This window comes from Natronoarchaeum philippinense (genome assembly GCF_900215575.1).
GTDB classification, from domain to species: Archaea; Halobacteriota; Halobacteria; order Halobacteriales; family Natronoarchaeaceae; genus Natronoarchaeum; species Natronoarchaeum philippinense.
Map to the genome: position 1 here is coordinate 1 of NZ_OBEJ01000002.1, position 24,702 is coordinate 24,702.

At 65.5% G+C, this 24,702-nt stretch carries 30 protein-coding genes and 1 pseudogene; 16 read left to right on the plus strand and 15 right to left on the minus strand.

The genetic code is table 11. From position 1 onward, the window contains the following. Together rpl10e and CRO01_RS06615 are read left to right on the plus strand one after the other, a co-directional pair. Positions 1–85 (plus strand): annotated as a pseudogene (gene rpl10e, locus CRO01_RS17105) (50S ribosomal protein L16); the annotation flags it as partial. A 105-nt stretch (positions 86–190) separates the two neighbouring features. After that, the gene (locus CRO01_RS06615; protein ID WP_097008362.1) at positions 191–1,066 is read left to right on the plus strand and encodes an ATP-grasp domain-containing protein; all 876 of its coding nucleotides are present in this window, start codon (positions 191–193) and stop codon (positions 1,064–1,066) included. 15 nt (positions 1,067–1,081) lie between these two features. On the opposite strand, the gene CRO01_RS06620 is transcribed toward CRO01_RS06615, so the two are convergent. Beyond that, positions 1,082–1,471, minus strand: coding sequence for an Hsp20/alpha crystallin family protein (locus tag CRO01_RS06620; protein ID WP_097008363.1), 390 nt, complete (start codon positions 1,469–1,471; stop codon positions 1,082–1,084). Positions 1,472–1,577: 106 nt separating this feature from the next. After that, positions 1,578–2,648 carry a type II glyceraldehyde-3-phosphate dehydrogenase gene (locus CRO01_RS06625; RefSeq protein ID WP_097008364.1) on the minus strand — a complete coding sequence of 357 codons (1,071 nt, stop codon included), beginning with the start codon at positions 2,646–2,648 and terminating at the stop codon, positions 1,578–1,580. A gap of 382 nt (positions 2,649–3,030) precedes the next feature. Between CRO01_RS06625 and gap the strand changes: the two genes are divergently transcribed. From gap to CRO01_RS06650, 5 genes are all read left to right on the plus strand, one after another. Next, positions 3,031–4,071: a type I glyceraldehyde-3-phosphate dehydrogenase gene (gap, locus tag CRO01_RS06630; RefSeq protein WP_097008365.1), complete on the plus strand. Its 1,041-nt coding sequence runs from the start codon at positions 3,031–3,033 to the stop codon at positions 4,069–4,071. Between the two features lie 53 nt (positions 4,072–4,124). Then, entirely contained in the window at positions 4,125–5,339 is a 1,215-nt protein-coding gene (locus CRO01_RS06635; RefSeq protein ID WP_097008366.1) for a phosphoglycerate kinase, read from the plus strand. 78 nt (positions 5,340–5,417) lie between these two features. Then, positions 5,418–5,846 (plus strand): type VII toxin-antitoxin system MntA family adenylyltransferase antitoxin, encoded by a 429-nt coding sequence (mntA, locus tag CRO01_RS06640; protein WP_097008367.1) that lies wholly within the window; start codon positions 5,418–5,420, stop codon positions 5,844–5,846. A gap of 1 nt (position 5,847) precedes the next feature. After that, positions 5,848–6,249 (plus strand): type VII toxin-antitoxin system HepT family RNase toxin, encoded by a 402-nt coding sequence (hepT, locus tag CRO01_RS06645; protein ID WP_097008368.1) that lies wholly within the window; start codon positions 5,848–5,850, stop codon positions 6,247–6,249. Between the two features lie 190 nt (positions 6,250–6,439). Next, positions 6,440–8,716 (plus strand): PAS domain S-box protein, encoded by a 2,277-nt coding sequence (locus CRO01_RS06650; protein ID WP_097008369.1) that lies wholly within the window; start codon positions 6,440–6,442, stop codon positions 8,714–8,716. A 6-nt stretch (positions 8,717–8,722) separates the two neighbouring features. Here the strand turns inward: CRO01_RS06650 and CRO01_RS06655 are convergent, their stop codons facing one another. Further along, positions 8,723–9,121 (minus strand): hypothetical protein, encoded by a 399-nt coding sequence (locus CRO01_RS06655; RefSeq protein WP_097008370.1) that lies wholly within the window; start codon positions 9,119–9,121, stop codon positions 8,723–8,725. Positions 9,122–9,538: 417 nt separating this feature from the next. On the opposite strand from CRO01_RS06655, the gene CRO01_RS06660 reads away from it, so the two are divergent. The 4 genes from CRO01_RS06660 (at position 9,539) to CRO01_RS06675 (ending at position 11,996) form a co-directional block, all read left to right on the plus strand. Next, complete coding sequence (locus CRO01_RS06660; RefSeq protein WP_097008371.1) at positions 9,539–10,492, plus strand: aminopeptidase; 954 nt, start codon at positions 9,539–9,541, stop codon at positions 10,490–10,492. A gap of 119 nt (positions 10,493–10,611) precedes the next feature. Further along, positions 10,612–10,785 (plus strand): DUF5786 family protein, encoded by a 174-nt coding sequence (locus CRO01_RS06665; RefSeq protein ID WP_097008372.1) that lies wholly within the window; start codon positions 10,612–10,614, stop codon positions 10,783–10,785. Continuing rightward, on the plus strand, positions 10,782–11,378 hold the full coding sequence (locus CRO01_RS06670; protein WP_097008373.1) for an endonuclease dU: 597 nt from the start codon (positions 10,782–10,784) through the stop codon (positions 11,376–11,378). The genes CRO01_RS06665 and CRO01_RS06670 overlap by 4 nt, the downstream gene beginning before the upstream one ends. 24 nt (positions 11,379–11,402) lie before the next feature. Next, positions 11,403–11,996 carry a uracil-DNA glycosylase gene (locus CRO01_RS06675; RefSeq protein ID WP_097008374.1) on the plus strand — a complete coding sequence of 198 codons (594 nt, stop codon included), beginning with the start codon at positions 11,403–11,405 and terminating at the stop codon, positions 11,994–11,996. On the opposite strand, the gene CRO01_RS16575 is transcribed toward CRO01_RS06675, so the two are convergent. Next, the gene (locus CRO01_RS16575) at positions 11,993–12,154 is read right to left on the minus strand and encodes a DUF7331 family protein (RefSeq protein ID WP_179747420.1); all 162 of its coding nucleotides are present in this window, start codon (positions 12,152–12,154) and stop codon (positions 11,993–11,995) included. The genes CRO01_RS06675 and CRO01_RS16575 overlap by 4 nt on opposite strands. A 136-nt stretch (positions 12,155–12,290) precedes the next feature. Between CRO01_RS16575 and hisH the strand changes: the two genes are divergently transcribed. Continuing rightward, positions 12,291–12,956: an imidazole glycerol phosphate synthase subunit HisH gene (hisH, locus tag CRO01_RS06680; protein ID WP_097008375.1), complete on the plus strand. Its 666-nt coding sequence runs from the start codon at positions 12,291–12,293 to the stop codon at positions 12,954–12,956. Positions 12,957–13,307: 351 nt separating this feature from the next. On the opposite strand, the gene CRO01_RS06685 is transcribed toward hisH, so the two are convergent. Beyond that, complete coding sequence (locus tag CRO01_RS06685; protein WP_097008376.1) at positions 13,308–13,538, minus strand: Lrp/AsnC family transcriptional regulator; 231 nt, start codon at positions 13,536–13,538, stop codon at positions 13,308–13,310. A gap of 2 nt (positions 13,539–13,540) precedes the next feature. After that, positions 13,541–14,230, minus strand: a complete 690-nt coding sequence (locus tag CRO01_RS06690) for a potassium channel family protein (RefSeq protein ID WP_097008377.1) — start codon at positions 14,228–14,230, stop codon at positions 13,541–13,543. Positions 14,231–14,423: 193 nt separating this feature from the next. On the opposite strand from CRO01_RS06690, the gene CRO01_RS06695 reads away from it, so the two are divergent. Then, on the plus strand, positions 14,424–14,654 hold the full coding sequence (locus CRO01_RS06695; RefSeq protein WP_097008378.1) for an Lrp/AsnC ligand binding domain-containing protein: 231 nt from the start codon (positions 14,424–14,426) through the stop codon (positions 14,652–14,654). A 42-nt stretch (positions 14,655–14,696) separates the two neighbouring features. Here the strand turns inward: CRO01_RS06695 and CRO01_RS06700 are convergent, their stop codons facing one another. Both CRO01_RS06700 and CRO01_RS06705 read right to left on the minus strand, forming a co-directional pair. Then, entirely contained in the window at positions 14,697–15,221 is a 525-nt protein-coding gene (locus CRO01_RS06700) for a DUF5813 family protein (RefSeq protein ID WP_097008379.1), read from the minus strand. 81 nt (positions 15,222–15,302) lie between these two features. Beyond that, positions 15,303–15,686, minus strand: a complete 384-nt coding sequence (locus CRO01_RS06705) for a DUF7522 family protein (RefSeq protein ID WP_097008380.1) — start codon at positions 15,684–15,686, stop codon at positions 15,303–15,305. 141 nt (positions 15,687–15,827) lie between these two features. Between CRO01_RS06705 and sppA the strand changes: the two genes are divergently transcribed. From sppA to CRO01_RS06720, 3 genes are all read left to right on the plus strand, one after another. After that, positions 15,828–16,832, plus strand: a complete 1,005-nt coding sequence (gene sppA / locus CRO01_RS06710) for a signal peptide peptidase SppA (RefSeq protein WP_097009141.1) — start codon at positions 15,828–15,830, stop codon at positions 16,830–16,832. 93 nt (positions 16,833–16,925) lie between these two features. Beyond that, positions 16,926–18,140 (plus strand): DUF373 family protein, encoded by a 1,215-nt coding sequence (locus tag CRO01_RS06715; protein WP_097008381.1) that lies wholly within the window; start codon positions 16,926–16,928, stop codon positions 18,138–18,140. 48 nt (positions 18,141–18,188) lie between these two features. After that, complete coding sequence (locus tag CRO01_RS06720) at positions 18,189–18,929, plus strand: diphthine--ammonia ligase (protein WP_097008382.1); 741 nt, start codon at positions 18,189–18,191, stop codon at positions 18,927–18,929. Between the two features lie 24 nt (positions 18,930–18,953). Here the strand turns inward: CRO01_RS06720 and CRO01_RS06725 are convergent, their stop codons facing one another. The 7 genes from CRO01_RS06725 to rpl18a all read right to left on the minus strand — a co-directional run bounded on the left by CRO01_RS06725 (position 18,954) and on the right by rpl18a (position 24,669). After that, the gene (locus CRO01_RS06725; protein WP_097008383.1) at positions 18,954–19,295 is read right to left on the minus strand and encodes a hypothetical protein; all 342 of its coding nucleotides are present in this window, start codon (positions 19,293–19,295) and stop codon (positions 18,954–18,956) included. A 15-nt stretch (positions 19,296–19,310) separates the two neighbouring features. Continuing rightward, positions 19,311–20,111 carry a helix-turn-helix transcriptional regulator gene (locus CRO01_RS06730; protein WP_097008384.1) on the minus strand — a complete coding sequence of 267 codons (801 nt, stop codon included), beginning with the start codon at positions 20,109–20,111 and terminating at the stop codon, positions 19,311–19,313. A 64-nt stretch (positions 20,112–20,175) separates the two neighbouring features. Then, the gene (locus CRO01_RS06735) at positions 20,176–21,144 is read right to left on the minus strand and encodes a sugar phosphate nucleotidyltransferase (protein ID WP_097008385.1); all 969 of its coding nucleotides are present in this window, start codon (positions 21,142–21,144) and stop codon (positions 20,176–20,178) included. 48 nt (positions 21,145–21,192) lie between these two features. After that, positions 21,193–22,548 carry an MATE family efflux transporter gene (locus CRO01_RS06740; RefSeq protein WP_097009142.1) on the minus strand — a complete coding sequence of 452 codons (1,356 nt, stop codon included), beginning with the start codon at positions 22,546–22,548 and terminating at the stop codon, positions 21,193–21,195. Between the two features lie 235 nt (positions 22,549–22,783). Continuing rightward, on the minus strand, positions 22,784–24,031 hold the full coding sequence (ftsY, locus tag CRO01_RS06745; RefSeq protein WP_097008386.1) for a signal recognition particle-docking protein FtsY: 1,248 nt from the start codon (positions 24,029–24,031) through the stop codon (positions 22,784–22,786). Between the two features lie 3 nt (positions 24,032–24,034). Then, a complete protein-coding gene (pfdA, locus tag CRO01_RS06750) occupies positions 24,035–24,499 on the minus strand; it encodes a prefoldin subunit alpha (RefSeq protein WP_097008387.1) in 465 nt (154 codons plus the stop codon). Continuing rightward, the gene (rpl18a, locus tag CRO01_RS06755) at positions 24,496–24,669 is read right to left on the minus strand and encodes a 50S ribosomal protein L18Ae (protein WP_097009143.1); all 174 of its coding nucleotides are present in this window, start codon (positions 24,667–24,669) and stop codon (positions 24,496–24,498) included. The genes pfdA and rpl18a overlap by 4 nt, the downstream gene beginning before the upstream one ends. Positions 24,670–24,702: the final 33 nt, after the last annotated feature.

The following is a 24,702-nucleotide window of genomic DNA, read 5'->3' on the forward strand; positions in this document are numbered from 1 at the left end:
GGAGGCCTTCCGGCGCTCGTACAACAAGCTCTCCCCGCCGTGTCGCATCGTCGTCGAGCGCGGCGAGGAGAAGCTCGTCTCCTGAGGCCGGGCCGGATTCGGTTCTGCGGATCTTTTCTCTCGCGCGTGACGCCACAGTCGAACACTCGTAGTACCCGTCTTTTTGCCCCTTCCGCACCGAGTGGGCGGTATGTTGACGCTCGCGGTCGCAAACCGCGCCGAGACGTTCGAGCGGATGGCCGATCCGCTGGCCGAACGCGGTATCGAGGTTCGTCACGTGCCGGTCTCCGAGCGCACGCTGTCGCTGACCGGCGAGCGCCCGTGGTCGCCCGACGAGTTCGACGTTGGCTTCGTCTACCCCGGCCGGATGATCGAGGGCGGGGCGGCCGAGGCGATGCTCGACGTGCCGTGGCTCAACGGCCGCGACGCCGTGCTGACCTCGCGGAACAAGGCCGGCGTGATCGCCCGTCTCGATCGGGCTGACGTACCTGTCCCCGAGACGACGCTGGTGTCGAACCCCGTCGACGAGGCCGATCTAATCGACGCCTTCGAGCGGTTCGACCCGCCCGTGGTCGTCAAGCCGACTTCGACGACTCGCGGCGTCGGCGTCGCCAAGGCGACCGATCTCGACTCGTTTCTCGGCGTCGTCGACTACCTCGATCTGGTCCACGACTTCCGGGCGACCGGCGACAAATCCTTTCTCGTCCAAGAGTACCTGCCCGACGCTCGGGACTACCGGGCGATGGTGTTAGACGGCGAGTTCGTCGGCGCCGTCGAGCGTCGCCTCCCCGAAGACGCGCTGGCTGCCGGCCAGTGGAAGCACAACGTCCACCGGGGCGCCGAGGCGACCGGCGTCGACCTGCCCGACGAGTGGCGGCGTCTGGCCGAGCGCGTCGCCGCCGAGGTGAACATTCCGTTCGTCGGCGTCGACCTGCTGGTCAGCGACGGGCGTGTCGTGGTGAGCGAGACGAACGCTCGACCGACGATCGACGCCGAAACGAAGTACGAACCCGGTTTCTACGATCAGCTGGCGGCGTCGATCAGAGACCGCGGAGAAATCGAGTGAGTCGAGCGACCGCGATCAGTCCAGGTCGATGTCGGCGGAGTCGTCGGCCTGATCGAACACGACTTCGAGGACGCCGTTGTTGTACGTCGCGCTGGCGGTGTGCTCGTCGACGCGGCTCGGCAGCGTGACCCGATCGTCGTAGGTGCGACGCTCGCTGGCGGCGCCGATCGTCAGCACCTTGCCGTCGCACTGCAGGTCGATGTCGTCTTTCTCGACGCCGGGAATGTCCGCGATCACGCGGACCTCCTCGTCGGTTTCGTGGACATCCACGTGCGTGTCAGTGCCGAAGCCGGCGTCGTCCTCGAAGCCGACATCGACGTTGCCTTGGCCGATAGCGTCGTTCATCATCCGCTCAATCTCCCGGAACAGATCGTCGAAGGGGTCGTCGCGGTCGTCGCGGTGCATGAACGTTGGTAGTCCCTACCGCGGCAAAAACCTTCTGTCGGCCCCGGAATTCGCCGCCGCCGTCGAATCGGCTCTCCGACGGTGACTGGGCCTCTCTCGGGCTGGATCAGCGATTCCGACCGCTCCCGTCGGCGGCGACGCCGGGTGCTTCGATACGGACGGCTTCGTCCGTGAGCCCCAGCGCGGCGTTCGTCCGGGCGACGCTCTCCTCGCGGTCGGCTAGGTCGAACATCGCCCGGAGCGCGTCGACGTTCTCGGGCACCACGTCGGCCTCTTGGTGGATCGCCTGAAAACAATAGAAGTCCCGTCCCTCGACGGTGATCGACTCCTCCCAGACACAGTTCTCCCAGATGTCTCCCCGCGGCCGTCCGGCGTCGCGGGCGTACTCGCGAAGCTCGCCGCAGCTCTCGATCCGCGAGCGTCGGGGGACGAGAAACACCCGCGATTCGGCGTCGAGCAGGTCCCGCACGTCGCGGACATCGGGCGCCGATTCGAGCGTGACGTTGACGCTGTGGACGTGCATCAGCGTCGCGGGCACCGTCAGCCCGAGCGTATCGATCGAGAGATCAGGGAAAACAGTCTGCACGTCCGGGCCGTGGTGAGAGGGAACTTCGACCGGGTTGGGAAGGATGTCGTTGATCGGTCCCCGTCCGGACTGGTCGGGGTCGCCGCCACGGCGCACCAGCGTCGCACGCGCCTTCTTGACGCCGTAGGTCTCCGAGAGCGGCGCGAGCAATCGTGAAAGCCCGGTCGTGTTACACGAGACGACTCGGACGTACTCGGCGTCCCGTGCGTCCTCGAAGTTCGACCGAGCGTTGAAACTCATCTCGGCCACGTCGGGGCTCTCGGCACCCTGAAACACCGCTGGCGTGTCGTGGGCTTCGTACAGCGATCGGTACTCGGCGCCAACGCCGCCGGGGGTCGCGTCGACGATCACGTCGCTGGCGTCGACGAGATCCTCGACGGTACCGGCGATGTCGAGGCCGGCCGCCCGAAACGCATCGACGGCGTCCTCGTCGGTCGCGTGCAGATCGTAGCCTGCAACACTGGCCCGCTCTGCGGCGAAGTCGGGGCCGGTCTTGGTTACGCCCTCGACGGTCATATCCGGTTGCGATCGCACCGCATCGGCGACGCGCTTGCCGATGGTACCGTAGCCGTTGACGCCCACGTGGAGCATGTGTGTGGGTGCGGTAGGCGCCGGGATAAATCTTCGTGTGGTTGATAGATCCTTACTCGAAATATAGTACCAAACGATAAATCAGTGCTATCGGTGTCTCAGGCACTGATTGACGCCGATAGACAAATTTTTTCGTTTGTTGATATTCGTGGTAGATGGCAGCATTCACCATGCCTCCCTGTACTGGCCGCTACCGCTGGATACATATCTATATTGATGTATTTCTCCGCCCGCTCCGTTTGTTTCTGCCCATTCCTCGTTTTTTGATGAATCGGGCGATCAGGCACCGTTTTGTAATTCTAAATTATTAATTGCAAGACGGATCTGACATCCGAATCGTCTTTAGGTAAATACTTTACTCGGAAGGTCGTATCCGACTCGTATGAGTGACTCCGCAGACGATACGCTCCGCGTAGGACTGAACGGGTTCGGTCGTATCGGGCGCAACGTGTTCCGCGCCTCCCTTGACGCCGAAGGCATCGAGGTCGTCGGCATCAACGACGTGATGGACGTCGACGATATGGCCTATCTCCTGAAGTACGACAGCGTCCACGGCCGCACCGAGGACGTCGAGATCGACGACGACGGCGACCTCGTCGTCGGCGATCGGACGGTCCCGATCCTCTCGGAGAAAGACCCCGCCGAACTGCCCTGGGACGATCTCGACGTCGATGTCGCCTTCGAGTGCACCGGCCTGTTCCGCAACTACGACGACGCGTACAAGCACGTCGAAGCCGGCGCCGAGAAGACCATCATCTCCGCGCCGCCGAAAGGCGAGAAGGAGGTCCTGACGATCGTCTACGGCGTCAACCACGACGAGTACGAGGGCCAAGACGTCGTCTCGAACGCCTCCTGTACCACGAACTCCGTCGCGCCCGTCGCCAAGGTGCTCGACGACGAGTTCGGCATCGAGTCGGGCGTCCTGACGACGACCCACGCCTACACCGGCACCCAGAGCCTCGTCGACGGCCCCAAGGCCAAGCGCCGCCGCGGCCGCGCCGCCGCCGAGAACATCGTCCCGACCTCGACGGGCGCCGCGCAGGCGACCACCGAGGTCCTGCCCCAGCTCGAAGGCAAACTCGACGGCATGGCGATGCGCGTGCCCGTTCCGGACGGCTCGATCACCGACCTTACGGTCGACCTCGAAGCCGACGCCTCCATCGAGGAGATCAACGCCGCGTTCGAGGACGCCGCCGAGGGCGACCTCGAAGGCGTCATGGGCTACACCGACGACGAGATCGTCTCGCGTGACGTGGTCGGCCAGCCCTACTCCTCGCTGATCGACGGCGACGCCACGATGAAAGTCGAGGACGGCCTCGTGAAGGTGCTCGCGTGGTACGACAACGAGTACGGCTTCTCGAACCGGATGCTCGACCTCGCGGCCTACGTCACCGAAGAGTCCGAACTCGAAGCCTCCGCCTGAGGCTCGGCCCCTCGAACCGATCGCGTACTCACTTTCGGCAGATTCCACCATTCATGTTCAACACCATCGACGACCTCGACTCCGAGCAGCGACTCCTGATGCGCGTCGACCTGAACGCGCCCGTCGACGACGGCGACGTGCAGGACAACCGCCGCTTTGCCCGCCACGCCGAGACGGTCGCGGAACTGACCGAGAACGACCACGCCGTCGCGCTGATGGCCCATCAGGGCCGTCCCGGCCGCGACACGTTCGTCACGCTCGAACAGCACGCCGACATCCTCGCCGACCATCTCGACCACCCCGTCGAGTACGTCCCCTCGACGTACGGCGAGGAGGCCCTCGACGCGACCGAGGACCTCGAATCCGGCGACGTGCTCATGCTGGAGAACGTCCGGATGACCGACGAGGAACTCGCCGACCTGACGCCCGAGGAACACGGCGAAACCGAGTTCGTCCAGACGCTGGCGCCGGAGTTCGACGCCTACGTCAACGACGGCTACTCGGTCGCCCACCGCGCCCACACCTCGATCGTCGGCTTCCCGCAGGTCATGGACAGCTACGCCGGCTCGGTGATGGAAGACGAGTACGAGTACAACACCTCCATCGAGCGCCGCGAGTTCGACGGCAAGGTGACGATGGCGCTCGGCGGCACGAAGGCCGAAGATGTCATCGCGGCGATGGAGAACTTAGACGAGAAGGTCGACCAGTTCCTGCTGGGCGGCATCGTCGGGCACCTGTTCCTCCGAGCGAAAGGCTACGAGATCGGCATCGACACGCCCGACGGCCCCGGCCTCTACGACGAGAGCTGGGAGGAAAATGAGGAGACGATCCGCGAGGTCATCGAGACCTACGGCGACCGCATCTCGCTGCCCGTCGATGTCGCCCGCGAGGGCGAGGACGGCGAACGGGTCACCGAGCGCGTCGAGAACGCCGACCACCCCGACGAGTACATGGACGTGGGCGAGGCCACCATCGACGAGTACCGACCGCACATCGAGGAGTCCGAGGCCGTCCTCGTCAAGGGCGCACTCGGCGTCTTCGAGATGGAGCAGTTCAGCTACGGCACCCGCGGCGTCCTCGAAGCCATCGCCGAGACCGACTGCTACGCGGTCGTCGGCGGCGGCGACACCTCCCGGGCCGTCGAGATGTACGACATCGGTGCCGAGCACTTCGATCACCTCTCGATCGCCGGCGGTGCGTACCTGCGCGCGCTGACGGGCGCGCCGCTGCCCGCCGTCGAGGCCTTGGAAGCCGCCGCCGAGCGGTAGACGTTCGCGGAGCCCCGTTCTCTCTTCCGGTTCGAGTGACCAGTACTACCAAGTAAATCGGAAGTGTAGTGTTCGACAATGCAGACGCGCGAAGACACCGATGTCGAGGACGTTGATCTTGGCGCCGTCACCGCGGCGGTCGATGGGTTTCCGGTGCGCGCTGCTGTCTTGTATGGGTCTGTGGCCCGCGGAGCCGCCACCGAACGAAGCGACATCGACCTCGCCGTCACGTTCGATCCCGATCTCTCTTCGAGCGCCAAAACGGAGGCTCGGCTTGGCCTGACCGAGCAGTTGTCGGTGGTCCTCGAAACTGACGCCGTCGATGTCGTTCCGCTCGAACGCGCGCCGCCGTCGCTCGTCACTGACGTGATCGACGAGGGAATCCTCGTGTACGGATCGGCGTCTTCGGTTACGAGTCTTCGTCCCGATTCGCCGTCCGACCGTGCCAGTGAGGACCCTCTCGAAGAGTTCGACGAGGTACTGACCGACATCGAGCGGGCCGTCTGAGATGGACTCCCGTACTGAGCGGCGTATTCTCCAGAAGGCCCAGTACGTGCGTGACGCCGTCGAAGTGCTCGCCGAGAAGCGAGATTCGCTAACACTGGCTGCGTACCGATCGAGCCGCTCCAATCGGACGATCGTCGAACGGGAGTTCGAGACCGCGATTCAGGCGTGTATCGACATCGCCAAGATGGTGCTTCGGACAGACGGCGCCGACGTACCGCCAACGAATGCGGCGGCCTTTCGACTCCTCGGTGACAGAGCTATCCTCGACGACGACACTGCCACGGGAATGGCACAGGCTGCTGGATTCCGAAATGTACTCGCACACCAGTATGGCGACGAGATCGACGACGAGGACTGTACAACGTCTTGCAATCCAAGCTTCCGTTGTTCCTCGAGTATCTGACTCAAATAAGGGATTATCTCGCCCGGTGAACGCTCTGGCCGGGGGCGTCTCGGTCCGAGGTGCACTGACGGGCGCGCCGCTGCCCGCCGTCGAGGCCCTGGAAGCCGCCGCCGAGCGATAGATCCGGAAGAGACGCCCCTGAACCCCAGACTGTAGCCGGATTCAAGTAGCTGGAAATCACTCTGTGGGTATGGACGCTTCGGGGGAACTCGCTGTTTTGTATGTCGATGCCGATCGTCGGCAGTCGGTGTCGACGCTTGCCGACGACGAACGCTTTGAGGTTTCGGCCACTGCCGATACAGCTGCGGCGACAGAGCGGATCGAAGCCAGAGCGGTCCACTGCGTCGTCACGTCGCCGTCGCTGGATGGCTGGCTGTCGTTCGCCGAACGGGCCTGTGAGAACGTTCCTGTCGTACTGGTTGGCGCCGAACCCGGTGACATCACCGAGGCGGGCGACGCCATCGCCGAGCACGTCAGAGCCGACGCCGTCGATCCGGTGGATGTACTCGCACGCCGGATCGAAAGTGCCGTCGTGCCGGCCACCCTGCCGGCCGGATCGAACGACCAGTTCTATCGGGACCTCGTCCACGAGGCGTCGGACGCCATTTTGGTCGTCGACGAGGCGAGCACGATCCGGTTCGTCAACGATACCGTCGAGGAGCTGTTCGGGTACGAGCCCGATCAACTCCGTGGCGAGCCCTTGACGACGCTAATCCCCCAGTCGCTGGAGGAGGACCACAACGAGGGGATGGACACGTACCTCGAAACGGGCGAGCGGACCATCGACTGGGATTACGTCGAGTTGCCGGGACGACACCGCGACGGCCGGGAGCTTACGCTCGCGATCTCGTTCGACGAGCACCGCAGAAACGGCGAGCGACTGTTCTCTGGAATCGTCCGGGACGTCACCGAGCGCAACGCCCGCGAGCGTCGGCTTCGGGAGTACAAGCGGCAGTTCGACGCCGTTTTCGGGGATCCGGACTCGTTTATCATTCTCCTCGACCCCGACGGGATTGTTCGGAAAGCGAACAAGGCCGCACTGGAGTTTGCCGGCACCGACTTCGCGCAGGTAAACGGCATGCCGTTCTGGAACACGGCTTGGTGGGACCATCCAAGCGCGCCCAGAGAGAAGCTCAAAGAGTGGATCGAGCGCGCCGCCGACGGCGAGTCGGTTCGCTACGAGTCCACACACCACGCCGCCGATGACGCGACGGTGACGATCGACGGGACGATCCGCCCCGTTACCAACGAAGATGGGCGCGTCGTCTCGCTGATCGCTCAGGGCAAGGACATTTCCGAACGCAATCGCATCCAACAGGAGCTACAGGCCAGCGAGCGATCGTTGCGGAAGCTCTACGAGATCACGTCCGATCCCGAGCTTACATTCGAGGAGAAGCTACGGCGCATCCTCGACGTGGGGCGCGAGCGTCTCGGCCTCTCGCTTGGCTTTATGACCCGGATCGAAGACGACACTCAGGAGATCGTGACGGTCGAGGGCGAGCACGAACTGCTGCGGGAGGGCGCCACCTCGCCGCTTTCGCAGGCCTACTGCGAAGCGACTGTCGAGTCAGACGAGGTTATTGGCGCCGCCGACGCCGCCGCGGCGGAGTGGGTCGACGGCGACACCTATGAGCGCTGGGGGCTGTCGTGTTATCTCGGCGGTAAGATCGAGGTTCACGGAGAGCTGTACGGCACGTTTTGCTTCGCCGACGACGCCACCCGCGAGAAACTCTTTTCGGACTCCGAGCGCACGTTCGTCGAGCTGCTCGCACAGTGGGCGAGTCAGGAACTCGAACGCAAGCGCCGGCAGGAACAACTCGAAGCCGCAAACGCGGAACTGGCGGCGACGAACCAACGGCTCGAACAGTTCGCCAGCGTCGTCAGCCACGATATCCGCAACCCCCTGACGGTCGCCATGGGCCACCTCGATGCCGCCCAAGAGCGTACCGACGACGAGCAACTCGACGAGGTCGAGCGGTCGCTTCGACGGATCGACAACCTGATCGACGACCTGCTGACGTTGGCCCGGCAGGGCGAGTCGGTCGGCGAGACCGAGACGGTTGCGCCCGACGCCGTTGCGCGGGACGCTTGGGAGACGGTCGATACTCCCGAGGCCGCGATCGAGGTTAGCGATCCGCCGACAGTGCAGGCCGACGAATCCCGACTGCGCCAACTGTTCGAGAACCTCTTTCGAAACGCGGTCGAACACGGCCCCGACGACGTGACCGTCCGGGTCGGTGGACTCGACGCTCGGCGGGGATTCTACGTCGAAGATGACGGGCCCGGAATCCCCGAGGGCGAGCGCGAGCAGGTGTTCGAGCAGGGCCACACGACCGCCCCCGACGGCACTGGCTTCGGCCTCGCCATCGTCGAACAGGTCGTCGACGCCCACGACTGGACAATCACACTCGGGGAGAGCGAGGCCGGCGGCGCGCGGTTCGAGATCGGCGTCGAGACGTCGGTCTGACTCCAGTCAGTCGTCGGCCGGCTGGAACCGGTCGCTGGACTGCGGGTCGATCACGAACTGCTCGACGCCGTCCTCGCTCCGAAGGCGAGCCAGCCAGCGCTTGAGATCGGCGCCAAACAGCGCGAGTCCCCGGACGACTCGTTGTCCGACTCCGCCGCCCGACAGCGGCGACCGCGGCGATCGAAGCGCGGCGATCAGCGTCCACATCGTGCAGGTGGCCGCGGCGCCAAGCGCCGAGAACGTCATCCCGAGGGTGAGGAAGGTCATCGAGTAGACGCCGCCGACGAGCATCGAGGGCAGGCTCGTGGCCAGTGGCACCCGCGCGCTGGTGTCCCGGATCGTCGGCGCTAAAAACAGCACCGACAGCGAACTACCGGCCATGAAGACGAAGTCCTGCCACATCACTCCCTGATCACTCCCGTTTCGAACTGAATGAGATCGTTCACACGCACCTATACCGGCGGTAGCTGGAAGTTTCGAGCGGCTATTTCGTTGGGGGCCGCCCCGTCTCGGGGGCTATTCTGATTCATATGCGAGAGCGAGACAGACTGTCACGCCGCCCGACTGCGTCGGGGTAATCTCGGGTTGTGCGCGCGACGCGATGACCGGTCGGCGAGCATCGACGGGCAGCGTGTGCGGACGAGCATCGCTCGACGCCGCCGATCGTCGAGCGGTGCTAGGCCTCACTTTCGAGCCAGTTCGGCGAGGATGGCCGAGCGTACTTCGGGAGAACGCCCACGGCGCCTGTGCAGCCGTCGGCGTCCTCGGCCGTTTTGCCGCCGTGGGGCAAAACCTAACCCGGTGCCCGCCATCGAATCGGGTATGGCAAACCTCCGCGACGCCGCCGAGACGGCGGTACGCCAGTGTCTCGATCTCTCGGCCGACGAGTCGTGCGTGATCGTCACCGACGACAAACGCGAGCCCATCGGCGAGGCGCTGTACGACGTGGCCAGCGAGATCGACGACGGCGCGACGATTCTCCGGTATCCCCCGGGCGACCAGCACGGCGAGGAGCCGCCCGCGCCGGTCGCCGCCGCGATGGCCGACGCCGACGCCTTTCTCGCACCGACGACGAAAAGCATCAGTCACACGCGCGCTCGGGGCGACGCCTGCGACGCCGGCGCCCGCGGCGCGACGCTGCCCGGCATCACCGAGAACGTGTTCACCGCCGGGTTGGACGCCGACTACGAGTCGATCGCCGCCGAGTCCGATCGGATGCTCGGCCTCGTCGACGACGCCGAGGAGATCCGGGTGACGACGCCGGCCGGCACCGACATCACCTTCGGCATCGGCGCCCGGGAGTGGCACACCGACACCGGGATGGTCCACGACGCGGGCGACTTCTCGAACCTGCCCGCCGGCGAGGTGTTCGTCAGTCCCGAGACGGCCGACGGCCGGTTCGTCGTCGACGGCACGATGCGACCCCACGGCCTGCTCGAGGACGGGCAGACGCTCAGTTTCGAGGTCGAGGACGGCTTCGTCACCGACATCTCCGACGACGAGATCCGCGAGCAGGTCGAGACCGCAGCCGAGGAAGTCGGTCGAGACGCGTACAACCTCGCGGAACTGGGCATCGGCACGAATCTCGCGGTCGAAGAACTCGTAGGATCGGTCCTGCTCGACGAGAAAGCCGGCGGGACGGTTCACATCGCCATCGGCGACGACGCCGGTATCGGCGGCGACACCGACGCTCCCTTGCATCTCGACGGCATCCTACGCGAGCCGACGGTCGAAGTCGACGGCGAGGAAATCGAACTGCCGACTGTCGGTCAGTAGCTTCGGCACCGTCCGGGACGCCGATGGGGCACCTGCGTCGGCGTCTCGAATCTATTCTTCGGGTGTCATCTCCCGATCTGCGTTGATTTTTTGTGCATCAAACGCGTATTCCTACCCGTATGGGATTCGGTAGCTACGACGAATCCGAACAGGAAAACCAAGATTTTGACGCTGATATCGACGGCGACAGCGTCGATTCGTCGGAAAACGACCACGACGGCGACGTAGAGTACGAGATCGACGCATCGAACGACGAACTTCTCGACCGGTTACAGGACATCAAAGAGGAGTGAAGCCCGGCACGCGGGCGCTCGGCGTCGCTGAATCGTACGACGGGTCGGACGAGGCGACCGACTCGACGCTCGCCGGCGCGGTCGTGCGCGCGGACCGCGTCGTCGACGGCGTCGGGTTCGAGCGCTGCACCGTCGGCGGCACGGACGCCACCGAGAGCGTCCGCGCACTGACCGACCGGCTCGCGCGCGAGGACGTTCGCTACGTTTTTCTTGCCGGCATCGCGCTGGCGTGGTACAACGTCGCCGATCTCCACGGCGTCTACGAGGTGGTCGAGCGACCGGTGCTGTCGGTGTCGTTCGAGGAGAGCACGGGACTGGATGACGCCATCGCCGCAGCGTTCGACGGCGCCGAGCGCGAGCGTCGGCTGGCGATCTACCGCGACCAGCCGCCGCGTCACCGCGTCGCCGTCGACGGCGACGACGTGTACGTCCGCTGGGTCGGCACCGACGAAGACACCGCTCGGCGGGTCGTACGCGAGTTCACGCCGGCGGGCGGTCGCCCCGAACCGCTCCGCGTAGCTCGGCTGGCCGCGCGGGCCGGCCACGAGTACCGGTGTGGCGACGGGTCGGGCCGGGAAACCCGAAAAGGGTAGTACCGCGAGCGCGCTCGACCGAGTATGGGCGAGATGGACGGGCTGTCGGTGACCGCCTGCGAGCGCTGTCCCGAACTCTGCGAGTCGCGCAGCCGCATCGTCAACGGCGTCGGACCCGACGACGCCGATCTCGTGTTCGTCGGCGAGGCGCCCGGCGCCACAGAAGACGAGCGCGGCGAGCCGTTCGTCGGCCGAAGCGGCGACGTGTTAGACGACGCGCTCCGGGACGCCGGACTCGCGCGGGCCGACATCCGCATCACCAACTGCGTGCGTTGTCGGCCGCCGGACAACCGCGACCCGACCGACGAGGAGCTCTCGAACTGTCGGGAGTATCTCGAACGGGAACTCGACTTGCTCGATCCCGAGGTGATCGTCACGCTTGGCAAAGTCCCCAGCGAACACCTGCTCGAACGCGATCTGGCGGTCACGAAGGTCGCCGGCAGCGTCGAGGAGACCCGGATCGCCGGGACGCCCCGTCGTGTGTTGGTCAGCGTCCACCCCGCCGCGACGCTGTACGATCCCGGCCAGCGCGAGACGTTCGCGGAGACCATCGCAACCGCTGCCGACCTCTCGGGCGTCGACACCGGCGACGGGCAGGCCCGCCTCGGGGACTTCTAGCCGACTTCGATCGCGTAGTCCGAGCGTATCCACGCGTCGCCGTCGTCGCGGTCGTAGACGACGACCGACCCGTCCTCGATCTCGAGCGCGCCGTACCGGGGCACGCCTCCGAACGTTCCGTCCTCGATCGCGTTTTCGTACCGATCCGATGAGAACATGCGTCAGTGCTAGCGCGTCGATGGGCATAAGCGCGCTACCAATCTGTCGTGGTTCTCCACGTGCTAGCTCGTCGCGCGGCCGGCGACTGTCACGCGAAGCGGAAGGAACTTCCCAGCGGTGGCCCTACGTCGGGGTATGAGCCAGCAGACCGAACCGGACGACGCCGCGGCGTCGGCGTCGATCGTCGTCGTCGACTACGGCCTCGGGAACCTCCGCAGCGTGACCCGCGGGCTCGAACGCGCCGGCGCGGACGTCGAGATCACCGACGATCCCGACGCGTTCGAGGCGGCCGACGGCATCGTCCTACCGGGCGTCGGCGCGTTCCGCGAAGGCGTCGAGAACGCCGGCCCCTACCGCGAGGCGCTCGACGACGCCGCCGAGCGCGGCCAGCCGCTCTTTGGCATCTGTCTGGGGATGCAGATGCTGCTGACCGACAGCGAGGAAGCCGACCACGCCGGCGAGGGCGAGGTGACGGGACTGGATCTGATCCCGGGCACGAACGTCCGCTTCGATCAGGGCCAGAAGGTGCCCCAGATGGGCTGGAACGAGCTGAACGTCGAGCGCGACCACCCGCTCGTCGACGGCGTCGACGGCGAGCACGCCTACTTCGTCCACTCGTACTACGCCGAGCCCGACGACGAGGACGCCGTCGTCGCCACGACCGACTACGGCGTCTCGTTCCCCAGCATCGTCGCCAACGAGGCCGGCAACGTGTTCGGCACTCAGTTCCACCCGGAGAAAAGCGGCGAGACGGGCCTGCAGATTCTTCGGAACTTCGTCGCAATCTGTGCCGAGGAGTGAGGTAATTCGACGGCAGCGCCGTCGGTTCACACCGAGCGAACGCAGTGAGCGAGGGGGCTTTTTCGCCCACGTTTTTCGAGGAGTGGTCGCCGGTGGCGACCCGACGAAGAAAAAGGTGGCTTCCGGAACTTCGTCGCAATCTGTGCCGAGGAGTGAGGTAATTCGACGGCAGCGCCGTCGGTTCACACCGAGCGAACGCAGTGAGCGAGGGGGCTTTTTCGCCCACGTTTTTCGAGGAGTGGTCGCCGGTGGCGACCCGACGAAGAAAAAGGTGGCTTCCGGAACTTCGTCGCAATCTGTGCCGAGGAGTGAGGAGCATTCGACGGCCACCGGAGCCAAAACGGCCGTCACTCAATCCATCGCGATGTAGGTTTGGGTGTCCTCGACGCCGTCGACGCCTTGGATCGCCGTCGCGGCGATGTCTTTGACTTCCGCGGGTGTCTCCACGTCGACCTTTGCGATGATGTCGACATCGCCGGCCACGATGCGGGCGTGTTCGACGCCGTCGATCGACTCGACATCGCTCCGAAGACGGTCGGCTTCGCCGGTGTTGGCCTTGATCATCACGTAGGCGATCACCATCGTCAGACACCCCCCGCTTGGGCCGCCGCGCGGCTGTTGTCACCGACCAGAATCTGTCGAACGTCGTCCAGCACGTCGAAGTCGGCGAGTACGATCAGCCGGTCGCCGGGCTCGATAGACTCGTCGGGCGAGGGAATCTCGACCGGGGCGTCGCGCTTGCCGAAGGCGAGTACCGTGGCGTCGGCGGGCAGTTGAAGCTCGCTGATGGTGTAGCCCGCCGTCGGCGCTTCGGGCGTGATCGTCAACTCGACGACCTGCAGGTGCTGTGCGATGTCGGCGATCGCGCGGATATCGCCGCCGAGCATCGCGTTTTTGGCGCCGATCGCGCCGAGGCGTTCGGGGTAGACGATCTCGTCGACCTCGCCGGCGTACTTGCGGTAGATGCCTTCGCGGTAGTCCTCGTCGATCCGAAGCACGGTCCGGCAGTCGTGGTGGTCGCCGATCAGGCAGGCGGCGAAGTTGACGTTGAGATCGCCCGACAGCGCTCCGACGGCGTCGGCATCTCCGACGCCCGCCTCTTCGAGCACCGCTTCGCGCGACCCGTCGCCCTCGATCACGTCATAGCCCTGCTCCCGGGCACGATCTGCTTTCGTCGGGTCCTGCTCGATGAGCGTCACCTCGTTGCCCTCCTCGTGCAGTACGCGGGCAGTCCGAAGCCCGACTCGTCCAGCACCTATGATAACAAACCGCATGTTCCTCCGTACGAGATAGACCTTCAATAACTTTGCCCTGCCTCCCTTCGAAATCGCCGTCGCTGACACGATCGGCTCCGACAGGCATCGACGACGAAACCCTCGAATCGCCGTGGAGAGGCGCCGAACAGACGACAGCGACGGTTTCACCGTGCAAAGATTTTTGTCGTGCCACAGTGTACCACACAGCAGGATGGTACACGCGTTTATAATGATCAAGACGGCCGCGGGGAAATCAGAAGAACTGCTCGGGTCGATCCGGGACCTCTCGCAGGTCGCCGAGGCCCACATCGTCGCGGGCGATTACGACATCATCGCCGAGGTCGACGTGGGTGAGGTGTACCAAGTGCTCGAAACGGCCTCCTCGGGCGTCCGCGGACTCGGTGGCGTCACGGACACGAAAACGTACGTCTCGCTGGACTAATACCAGAGTTCCTGCTCGGTGTGTCGCCGCCGGACGCCGACGCTACAGCGGCGTCCCACCGCGGTTCGTCTCGTCGCTGTCGGCGTTTTGCTGGGCGCGATTGAGCAGGCCGGCGACGGGCTCGCCGTACTCGTAGCCGGGGATGACGCCCTGTACGTACGTTCCCTCGACGTAGTCGACGATGGCTTTCGCGTCGTCGACGCCCTGTCGTGCGGTCCATGCTTGGACGCCAAAGCGTGCGACGACTTCCTCGTCGCTGCGCTCGATTTCGGGATCGAGTCTGTCGCTCGACTTGACGGCGTCGTAGGCGTCGTCGAGACGCCGTTCGAGCGTGTCGAACCAGCCGTCTTCGACCACGTCGGCGACGCGTTCGCCCTCGACGACGGCGTCGAGCGACGGCATCCCGACTTCGACCTCGAACGTGGCGTCGCGATCGCCGGGGGCCGCAGAGAGCGTCACTGTCGCCGAAAGCGGCGTCGTCGTACAGCGATACCCATCTCCCTCAGTCTCGAAGGCGCCGTGGCGCTCGACGGCGTCGTGGGCCGCCGCAGGTACGTCGTCGGTCATTGTCGAAAACACGAGTCGAGCAGTGTTGGGCGTTGCGTTTACGGGCCGTTGTGACACCGCTCCGGCCGGCCCCGTGGAGGGCTACTGCTGCTCGCGCAGCACTTCTTTGATCGAGGTAGCGACGTTCTCGAAGTCCTGCATCGTCAGCCCGTCGGTCGTGACGAACACGCCCTCGCGCTCGTCTGTCACCCGAACGAGGTAGCCGTTGTCGAACGCCCGAATCGTGTACTTGTAGGCGCCGAGTTCGGTTCCCTCGTAGGCGGCTTGGGCGGTCTTGAACCCGTACCACTCGTGGCCGATGAAGCTCGTCAGATCGGCATCTTGCTCTAGGTCGTTCCGGAGATACAGCTGGTCGTAGTCGTCGCGCGTGAAGTACGTCACCGACCGGAGGCTGTCGCCGATCGCGGTGCGGCTGACTGTCCTGATCTTCTCGGCCGCCTCTTCGGCGAGTAGTGAGTCCGACATTCTACATCGTCTTTGCAGTCAGTCCTACAAGAAACTGCCCCCGAAACGGGACAGGCCCGCCGATATCTCGACGCCGCCGCGCCGCCCGTTTTATGTCCAATCGTCCCCGAGACCACCGCATGCAACGACGAGGTGGATACGGTGAGTGACCGACTACGCGCGCTCGGAACGCTCGCGGCGGTGCTCGCGGGGGCGGTGATCGCCGCCGGAATCGGCTACGTTCTGTTCGTCGAGTTTCCGTTCGGACTGGCCGAACTGCTCGGAATCGTCCTGACGCTGATGCTCGCGCTCGTCGGAGCGCGGCTCGCCGGCAGCGCAGTCGGATCGCTGTTCCCGCAATACAACGTCGCTGAGGTCGCCGTCGAGGGGCCGATCACCCGCGACGGCGGCGGCGGGCCGTTGCCCAGCCAGCCCGGATCGACGCCGGCCGACGACATCGTCGAGCAGATCGAGCGCGCCGACGCCGACGACGCGGTCGACGCCTTGCTGGTCAAACTGAACACGCCCGGCGGCGAAGTCGTCCCGAGCGACGATATCAAGCTCGCTGCCGAATCGTTCGACGGCCCGACGATCGCCTACGCGCAGGACACCTGTGCCAGCGGCGGCTACTGGATCGCAAGCGGCTGTGACGAACTCTGGGCCCGCGACGCGACGATCGTCGGCTCGATCGGCGTGATCGGCTCGACGGTCAACGCCGCCGGGCTGGCCGAGAAAGTCGGACTCAGCTACGAGCGCTTCGCCGCCGGTGAGTACAAGGACGCCGGCGCGTCGCTGAAGGAACTCGACGACGACGAGCGTGCGTACCTGCAGGGGATCGTCGACGACCTCTACGACAACTTCGTCGAGCGCGTCGCCGACGGCCGGGATCTCGACGCCGAGGCGATCCGGGACACCGAGGCGCGAGTCTATCTCGGCGAGGACGCCGCCGAACTCGGGCTGGTCGACCACATTGGGCGCCGCGAGGATGTCGAGGACGAACTCGCAGACCGGCTCGGCGTCGAGTCTGTCACCGTCGAGCCGTTCGAGCCCGAGCGCGGCATCGCCGCGCGCGTGCGAGGCGGCGCCGAACGCGCCGCGTACGCCTTCGGCGCCGGCGTCGCCGGCACGGTAAGCGACGACCGCGAGATCGATCTTCGGCTTCGCTGAGCGGCTCCCAGCGCGGCGTCGACCGCGTGCGTGCCGTCGCGCCCGGTGAACCGAGAGGTGACTTTTTATCCCGCGGTCGACATGGTGTCAACAGTGACAACGCTGGTGCTCTGTGTCGACCGGACGAACGACGTCGGTCACAAGACCGGGCTGGAGACGCCCGTCGTGGGCTGGGAAGCCGTCCGTTCGCTCGTCGTCGATGTCGGGCTCTCGGATCCGGAGGATTCGAGCGTCAACTCGCTGCTGGAGACGCTCAAGGTCGCACGCGAGCTACGCGACGGCGATGACGACGCCGTCGTCGCCGTCGTCTCGGGCGCCAGCGATTCGATGGTCGGCGCCGACCGTGCCGTCGCCAGCCAACTCGACGAGCTGATCGACGAGCACGATCCCGATTCGGCCGTCGTCGTGATCGACAGCGCCGAGGACGAACGTCTGGTGCCGATCGTCGAGAGCCGGCTGCGCGTCGACTCGGTCGACCGGGTTGTCGTCCGGCAGGCTCGGGACATCGAATCGACGTACTACCTGCTGAAGCAGTTCCTCGCCGACGAGGAGCTGCGCCAGACGGTGTTGGTGCCGATCGGGCTGGCGCTGCTTGCCTTCCCAGCGCTGACGATTTTCACCGGCGTTGCCGAGGCGATGGCTATCATCACCGCCGTTATCGGCGTCTTCTTGCTGTACAAGGGGATCGGCATCGACGACGCCCTACGGCGGCTGGCGACCCAAGCGCGAGACTCACTGTACTCCGGGCAGGTGTCGGTCGTTACCTACGTGGTCGCCGCCGGGCTGACGCTGGTCGGCGTGTTCGCCGGCGCGCTCAGCGTCTCGGAGATCGCCAGTACTAGAGACGCGTTTCTCCCCGCGATGACGTTTGCGTACGACAGCATCCTCTGGCTGACGATGGCCGCGTTGGCGGCCTCGACCGGCCGCCTGATCGACGAGGTGATCGGGGGCGAGAGCGTCCGGCAGTCCTATCTCAATCTCCCCTTCGTCGTCGTCGGGATCGGGCTGGTCGTCCGCGGGTTCGCGGGCTATTTCCTCGAACGCGCGGGGCAGGTGCCGCCAGTCACCGTCCCCTCGATCGAGGCGGGCGCCGTCTCTGTCGAGGGGTTCACTCTCAGTCTGGGCAACCGGCTGGGCGCGTTCGTCGTGGGCGGTGTGCTGGTGAGCCTGATCGGCATTCGGATTGCGACCGCGATCGGCGGGTCGGCGATCGAGGACGGCGAAGCGCAGCCTCCATCGGCCACCGAGTCGGCGTCGGCTCGTCAGGATGCCGACGACGCCGGTCCGAAGGGCGATCCCGAATCGTAGCGACGGCGCTTCGACGCATCTATCCTCCGGCGACGACAATCGCCGGGCATGGCAGACGACGCCGGGCGCTGGGTCAGCCTCTTTTCGGGCGGGAAGGACTCCTCGTGGGCGCTGTACCGCGCGCTCGAAGACGGGCTCGATGTCGGGCGACTCCTCACGGTCCACCCCGAGGGAGACTCGTATATGTATCACGTTCCGGCGACCGACTTGGCGAGCCTCGCCGCCGAGAGCGTCGGCATTCCGCTCGTCGATGTCGAACCCGACGACTTCGAGGCCGAGGGCATCGCCGATTCGGGTGCGCAGGGCGACGCCGAAGTCGAGCCGCTCGAGGCCGCGCTGCGCGAGCTCGACGCCGAGCTCGACGCCGAGCTCGACGGCGGTATCGCCGGCGTCACCGCCGGCGCGGTCGAAAGCGAGTTCCAGACCAGCCGGATCGAAGCGCTCTGTGACCGCCTCGACATCGATCTGTTCGCGCCGCTATGGCAGCGCGATCCGCGAGCGCTCGCCGAGGAAATGCTCGACGCGGGGTTCGAGATCCGGATCATTCAGGTCGCCGCCGCCGGCCTCGACGAGTCGTGGCTCGGTCGCCGTCTCGACGCCGACGCGCTGGCAGACCTCGAAGCGCTCAACGAGGAGTACGGCGTCCACATCCTCGGCGAAGGCGGCGAGTTCGAGACGCTGGTGACCGACGCGCCGTACATGGACCGTCCGATCGAGTTGGAGTACGAGACCGAGTGGGACGGGACGCGTGGGAGTGTGCGGATCACGGACGCGCGACTGGGCGAGTAGCGACTGGAAGGTGCGCCCCGCGGGTCACTCCCGCAGGCGAATCGCTGCCGGCTCGTCGACCAGCTCGATATCCGGATCGCTACAGAGCCCCGAGAGACACGCGTCACAGAGGTACAGATCGATATTCCTCGAGGGCCGCCCATCCGGAGTGAAGCGAAGCGTGTATCGCATCGAGAGCGGCGTCGAGCCGCAGTTCGTACACGTCATCGTCCAGTCGGCCCCCGAGAGCAGCGACCGGGTATAGCGGTAGTTCGTCGAAGCCGGGCCGGCCTCGTTGCGATCCCCGTCTTCCTTGCGCTCATCATCGTCTGCAAGACCACCGGTCGTTATTATCTTACCCCGTGGGAAGTTGTGCAGCCCCTGCACAGGGCCGCCACTCGGTCAGAACTCCTCGAACGACATGGGCTGTGCCGTGGCACGATACTCCTCGTACACGTCCTCTGCCCAGCGTCTCACAGTCTGTGCCGAGCTTTCGAGAAGTGCGCGCGGGAACCCCTCGTCGTCTTCGACGCCGATCTGAACGCGCTCCTCGTCACCGAGTCCTAAATAGAACGGCAGGGCACCGTCGTGGACGAGGACCGTCAACTGCCCCGTCTCGAGTTGCGCCCGGAACAGGTCGGCGTACTCGCCTTGCGTGATCGTCTCACTGACCTCCGCGGAGACGACGATTTCGGCCTCGAACCCGTGTTCGGTGATCTGTTCGTGGACGACGCGCGTCCCCTCGATGTCGATCGCCGGGAGAAACCCCAGGAACCGATCCGTGGCGTAGAGGAACTCGGTCTGCGTTCTGCCGGCCGCATACGGGTCCGACGACGTGGCGGTCGTGATCGTCGAGTCCTGCAGTTCCGCGAGATCGAGGTCGAACTCCGAGTAGGGAAACCACTCGAGAAACGTCGAGAACTCGTCGGTCACACGGAGCGCGTCCGCGAGCTCCTCGAACTCTTCGGCGACGATCGTCCCGACCGTCGTCAATCGGTACACGCTGCCGTCCGTTTCGATCCAGCCGCGCTGTTCGAGCGCCGTGAGCGTGCGGGCGATCGTCGATCGGGACGCGTCGAGCCGAGTGCGCAAGGTGCGCTGATCGGCCGAACCGGAGTCCAGTAGCTGTTCGAGGACACGAACGCGAGCGTTCGATCGGGCGAGAAACGCGATCTGTTCGACGGGGTCTGCGTCGTCTGCCATTCGTAGTACCCCATCGGTGCGCGCCCGGCTACATATATTCCCCGGCGGTCGGTGCGCTGGCGCGTTACTTCCCGTTGGAAATCTGAGTGTGGGCGCCGATCAGCGCGCCCTGAAGGTTCAGGCCGTCCAGATCGGTGTCGCGGTCGATGATCGACGATCGGATGTCACAGTCCCGGAGCGTGGCGTCGGGGAACACGATCGACTGGTCGACGTCGGAGTCGAACACCTCGGCGTCGGGCATCACGTGGACGTTGTCGCCGAGCCGGGAGTTCTCGATCGTCGCCGACTCTGCGACGTGGGTGTCGCCGTCGAGGTACCACGCGATCGCTTCGAGGTAGCTCTCTGGCGTACCGATGTCGAACCACGCCTCCTCGAACGTAAAGGCGTGGACCGACCGGCGCTCTTGGAGCCACTGGATGAACCAGCCGGGCTCGTCGGGGTTGTTGCCCGAGTCGAGATACTCCGAAAGTAGGTCCAGCGCTTCGGCGGGGAAGCCATAACAGGCGATCGAGACCAGCGTGCTGTTTGGATCGTCGGGTTTTTCCTGAAAGTCGACGACTTCGTCGCCGTCGAGATCGACGAGTCCGTAGGACTTGGCTTTCTCCCGGGATCCAACGTCGTAGGCCGCGAGCGTGGGTGATCCTTTCTCCTCGAAGAAGTCGACGAACTCCGACACGTCGAAGCTGATGAGGTTGTCGCCGGCGATGACGACGGTATCCTCGTCGACGTTCTCGCGCTCGACGAGTTGAGCCAGCGCGCCAACGACGCCGAATTTCTCGTCTTCCTCGCTCGTCTCCTCGATCGTCAGCGTCGGCTTCTCGAAGGAACTTTCGGCGAGATGATCGCGGAAGTCCTCGGCGAAACGCTCGTTCGTCGAGACGAACACCTCCGAGATCCGGTCGTCGGCTTCGAGATCCGAGAAGATGCGGTCGATCACCGTCGTGTCGCCGATCGGGAGGAACATCTTGGGCCGATGCTTCGTGATCGGCCAGAGTCGAGTAGCGTAGCCGCCGGCCAAGACGATCGCCTTCATATCGGCATACTCGACCACCTCGACTAAGGCCTTTTTGCTCCCGTCGCGTCACTCCGCCGGCACGGCGTCGGCGTCCTCGACGATCGCTTGCTTCCACGTTCCGCGCGTGAACCACGCGACCGCCGCGATCGCGCCGACCACGTCGCCGATAACGACGGCCGTCCAGATGCCGGTCGTCCCCCAGTCGGCGACGAACACGAGGTAGTACGTCGCCGGGACGCGCGCGACCCAGAGGGTGACAACCGAGAACACCAGCGCCGTCTTCGTGTTGCCCGCGCCGCGGAACGCGCCGAGGATGACCTGCAACACGCCCATGAACACGAACATGGTGGCGACGAACCGGAGATACGTACTCCCGTAGGCGATCGTTTCGGCCGCGCCCTCGGTGTCGGCGGTCATGAACACGCTGACGATCGGTTCGGGGACCGCAAACGCCAGCAGTCCGGCGGCGGCCATCACGCCGGCGATCACAGTCGCCGCGATCCACGTGGCGCGTTCCGCGCGCTCTGGCTTCCCGGCGCCGAGATTCTTCCCGACGATCGTGTCCGTCGCCTGTCCCAGTCCCATCGCGGGCAGCAGCGCCAGCGAGATGAGCCGGTTGCCCAGCCCGTAGGCCGCGACGACCGCGGGCGGGAACGACACCACCATCGCGGTCAGCGTGACCATCGCCAGCGAACTCATCGACTGTTCGAGCGCCGTCGGGACGCCGATGCGCGTGATCTCACGGATATACTCCAATCGCGGGACGAGATCGTCCCGCGAAATATCGGGACCGACGCCGCTGCCGAGCAGCAGGTACAGCCCCAGCACCGTCGCCACCCCGCGCGAGAACACCGTGGCTACCGCAGCACCCTGAATCTCAAGCGCCGGGAACGGCCCGACGCCGAAGATCAGAAGCGGGTCGAGCACGAGGTTGAGCACCACGCTGACGATCATTACCCGCATCGGCGCGCGCGTGTTGCCGTAGCCGCGCATCAGCGAGACGAACACGAAAAAGCCGAAGATAAACGGCACGCCCAGCAGGAAGATGCGCATGTAGTCGGCTGCCAGCGGGACGATCTGGGCCTTCGTCTCGGGATCGGCGGGCAGCAGTCCGAGCAGGGGATCGGTCGCCACGTAGCCGACGACGCCGAGGACGATCGCCACGATCGTGACGAAAGAAATCGTCTGCCCGGCGACGAGGCTGTCTTTCCCGCTCTCGGCGCCGGTGTGCTGGGCGATCAGGATTGCACCCGCGGCGGTGAACCCGCCGCCGACGGAGATTAGCAGGAAGATCAGCGGAAACGCGAGGCTCAGCGCGCCGACGGCGTTTTCCGAGAACGCGCCCAGCCAGAACGTGTCGCCGACGTTGTACGCCACCTGCAACAGCTGGATGGCAACCAGTGGCCACGCCAGCCGAAACATCGGACGCAGAAGCTCCCCGCTGGTGAGCTCGCTCGCGTCGACATCGTCGCTCGTCGTTGGCACTTCCTAACGGATCCGATCATCTGTCTTCAATTTTCATACTCGACCGCCGTGTGCGATGGCATTTCATGCCGCTCGATTCGACACACGCGCCGCTCTGAGTCTGTTCGAGGAGGGCTACACCTATATCTCGACGAAGCAAGCACTCGGTGTTCCCGAAACCGCAAAAGCAGGATTACCCGTCGATGCCGAGCAGGCGGTCGACGAGATCCTCGGGCTCGAACTGCTCGATGTCGTCGTAGCCTTGGCCGGTCCCCAAAAAGAGGATCGGCTTGCCCGTCACGTGGGCGATCGAGATCGCAGCGCCGCCCTGGGCGTCGGCGTCGGCCTTCGTCAGGATGGCGCCGTCGATCTCGGCGGCGTCGTTGAACTGCTTGGCGCGCTGGACGGCGTCTTGGCCGGCGACGGCCTCGTCGACGAACAGCGTCATGTCGGGCTCGACCACGCGGTCGATCTTCGAGAGCTGTTCCATCAGGTCGTCGCTGGTGTGGAGCCGACCTGCCGTGTCGCCCAGCACGACATCCACGTCGTTGGCCTCGGCGTACTCGACGGCGTCGTAGATCACCGCGGCGGGGTCGCCGCCCTGCTCGTGGGTGATGATCTTCTTGTCGAGCGCGTCGGCGTGCTCCTCGATCTGCTCGTTGGCCCCGGCGCGGTAGGTGTCGCCGTTGGCCAGCACCGTCGAGAGCCCGCGCTCCTCGAAGTAGCGCGCGAGCTTGGCGATCGAAGTCGTCTTGCCGACGCCGTTGACTCCTGTGAAGACGATCGTCAGGGGCTTGTCGGCCTCTGCGACGCGCTCGTCGAAGTCGAACTGCCCGACGCTGATGACCTCCAGCAGGGCGTTTTTGAGCGCGCGCTGGACGACGCCGGTGGTCGACTTCGTGAAGCGGTGGGTCTCGCCGACCAACTCCTCGCGCAGCGTCGTCATGATCTCTTGGGCGACGCTGAACTCCACGTCGCTCTGGAGCAGCGCCATCTCTAACTCTTCGAGCGGCGCTTCGAGGTCTTCTTCCTCGATGACGGTCTGGCCCGTGGCGAACGACTTCGCGCGCTTCGCGAAGCCGGGACCGTCGTCGTCATCTTCCTCGACCGTGTCGGTGACCGCACCGGCGACATCGGCGCCGCCGCTCGGCGAGTCGGCGTCGGACGGCGACGCGGCTGCGCCGGCGTCAGAGTTCGCTTCGGCGTCGCTCCGCGTATCGGTGCCCTCAGGCTGGGCCGCCTCGGACCGGGACGCCGTGGCGTCGCCGCTTTGGGCGTCGGCAGCCGCATCCGACTGCGCGTCGGCAGCCGTCTCTGCATCTTCCTCGGCGACTGTCTCGGCCTCGTCGGCCTCGGCTTCCTCGTCGGCCGCCTTCTCCTCGGCGGACTCCTCGACGTCCTCCCGGAAGCTTCCGAGTTTCTCCTTCAGGCTATCGAACATGCGCTACTCTTCGTCGCCTTCCTGCTCCTGCATCTGCTGCATCTGCTGTTGCATCTGCTGTTGCTGGAGCTGCTGGGCCTTCTGTTCGAGCTGCTCGCTTTCGGCCTCGACCTCGCTGATCTCCTCGTTGACCTCCTCGATGCGGTCGTCGAGGGTCTCCTTTTTGCTCTCGAGCGTGTCGATGGCGTCGTTCTGGTTCTGCTCTGCGGCGTAGCCGCCGCCGAGACCGACGACGACCTCGTCGATGTCCTGAACCTCGGCGCGGACGTACGCGTCGCCGCCCAGCGGGACCTGCACCGTCGAGCCGGTCTCCAGCGTCTCGATTGCCTCGATGGCCTCGTCGACCTCGGACTGCTCGGCTTCGAGGGAGTCGACTTCCTCCTCGAGCCCTTCGATCTGCTCTTGGAGCTCTTGGAGCTGCTGGCTCATCTCCTGGAGTTGCTGCTGACCGCCGCCACCGCCCATCATTGTGCCACCTCGTCGATCTCGATCTGGCGGCGCTTGAGTCCGTGTCGGCTGCCGAAGTTCGACAGCACGTACTCGCGTGCGACGCTGTCGTTCTCCGCCTCGATCTCGGTCTGGAACGTTTCCCACCCGTCGCGGGCCTCGAACCGTCCACTAACCGTAAACTGGTTCATGCCATAGACTGCGTCGGGGAGTCGGAAGAATCT

Excerpts from the sequence above, each read along its gene's own strand:
- rpl18a (WP_097009143.1), bottom strand. The coding sequence starts at position 24,669 with ATGAACCAGTTTACGGTTAGTGGACGGTTCGAGGCCCGCGACGGGTGG.
- CRO01_RS06635 (WP_097008366.1), top strand. The coding sequence starts at position 4,125 with ATGTTCAACACCATCGACGACCTCGACTCCGAGCAGCGACTCCTGATG.
- CRO01_RS06650 (WP_097008369.1), top strand. The coding sequence starts at position 6,440 with ATGGACGCTTCGGGGGAACTCGCTGTTTTGTATGTCGATGCCGATCGT.
- CRO01_RS16575 (WP_179747420.1), bottom strand. The coding sequence starts at position 12,154 with ATGTTCTCATCGGATCGGTACGAAAACGCGATCGAGGACGGAACGTTC.
- CRO01_RS06700 (WP_097008379.1), bottom strand. The coding sequence starts at position 15,221 with ATGACCGACGACGTACCTGCGGCGGCCCACGACGCCGTCGAGCGCCAC.
- CRO01_RS06660 (WP_097008371.1), top strand. The coding sequence starts at position 9,539 with ATGGCAAACCTCCGCGACGCCGCCGAGACGGCGGTACGCCAGTGTCTC.
- mntA (WP_097008367.1), top strand. The coding sequence starts at position 5,418 with ATGCAGACGCGCGAAGACACCGATGTCGAGGACGTTGATCTTGGCGCC.
- CRO01_RS06675 (WP_097008374.1), top strand. The coding sequence starts at position 11,403 with ATGGGCGAGATGGACGGGCTGTCGGTGACCGCCTGCGAGCGCTGTCCC.
- CRO01_RS06665 (WP_097008372.1), top strand. The coding sequence starts at position 10,612 with ATGGGATTCGGTAGCTACGACGAATCCGAACAGGAAAACCAAGATTTT.
- pfdA (WP_097008387.1), bottom strand. The coding sequence starts at position 24,499 with ATGATGGGCGGTGGCGGCGGTCAGCAGCAACTCCAGGAGATGAGCCAG.
- CRO01_RS06695 (WP_097008378.1), top strand. The coding sequence starts at position 14,424 with ATGGTACACGCGTTTATAATGATCAAGACGGCCGCGGGGAAATCAGAA.
- hisH (WP_097008375.1), top strand. The coding sequence starts at position 12,291 with ATGAGCCAGCAGACCGAACCGGACGACGCCGCGGCGTCGGCGTCGATC.
- CRO01_RS06720 (WP_097008382.1), top strand. The coding sequence starts at position 18,189 with ATGGCAGACGACGCCGGGCGCTGGGTCAGCCTCTTTTCGGGCGGGAAG.
- CRO01_RS06705 (WP_097008380.1), bottom strand. The coding sequence starts at position 15,686 with ATGTCGGACTCACTACTCGCCGAAGAGGCGGCCGAGAAGATCAGGACA.
- CRO01_RS06685 (WP_097008376.1), bottom strand. The coding sequence starts at position 13,538 with ATGGTGATCGCCTACGTGATGATCAAGGCCAACACCGGCGAAGCCGAC.
- CRO01_RS06735 (WP_097008385.1), bottom strand. The coding sequence starts at position 21,144 with ATGAAGGCGATCGTCTTGGCCGGCGGCTACGCTACTCGACTCTGGCCG.
- ftsY (WP_097008386.1), bottom strand. The coding sequence starts at position 24,031 with ATGTTCGATAGCCTGAAGGAGAAACTCGGAAGCTTCCGGGAGGACGTC.
- gap (WP_097008365.1), top strand. The coding sequence starts at position 3,031 with ATGAGTGACTCCGCAGACGATACGCTCCGCGTAGGACTGAACGGGTTC.
- CRO01_RS06690 (WP_097008377.1), bottom strand. The coding sequence starts at position 14,230 with ATGCGGTTTGTTATCATAGGTGCTGGACGAGTCGGGCTTCGGACTGCC.
- CRO01_RS06625 (WP_097008364.1), bottom strand. The coding sequence starts at position 2,648 with ATGCTCCACGTGGGCGTCAACGGCTACGGTACCATCGGCAAGCGCGTC.
- CRO01_RS06615 (WP_097008362.1), top strand. The coding sequence starts at position 191 with ATGTTGACGCTCGCGGTCGCAAACCGCGCCGAGACGTTCGAGCGGATG.
- CRO01_RS06620 (WP_097008363.1), bottom strand. The coding sequence starts at position 1,471 with ATGCACCGCGACGACCGCGACGACCCCTTCGACGATCTGTTCCGGGAG.
- CRO01_RS06740 (WP_097009142.1), bottom strand. The coding sequence starts at position 22,548 with ATGTTTCGGCTGGCGTGGCCACTGGTTGCCATCCAGCTGTTGCAGGTG.
- hepT (WP_097008368.1), top strand. The coding sequence starts at position 5,848 with ATGGACTCCCGTACTGAGCGGCGTATTCTCCAGAAGGCCCAGTACGTG.
- CRO01_RS06730 (WP_097008384.1), bottom strand. The coding sequence starts at position 20,111 with ATGGCAGACGACGCAGACCCCGTCGAACAGATCGCGTTTCTCGCCCGA.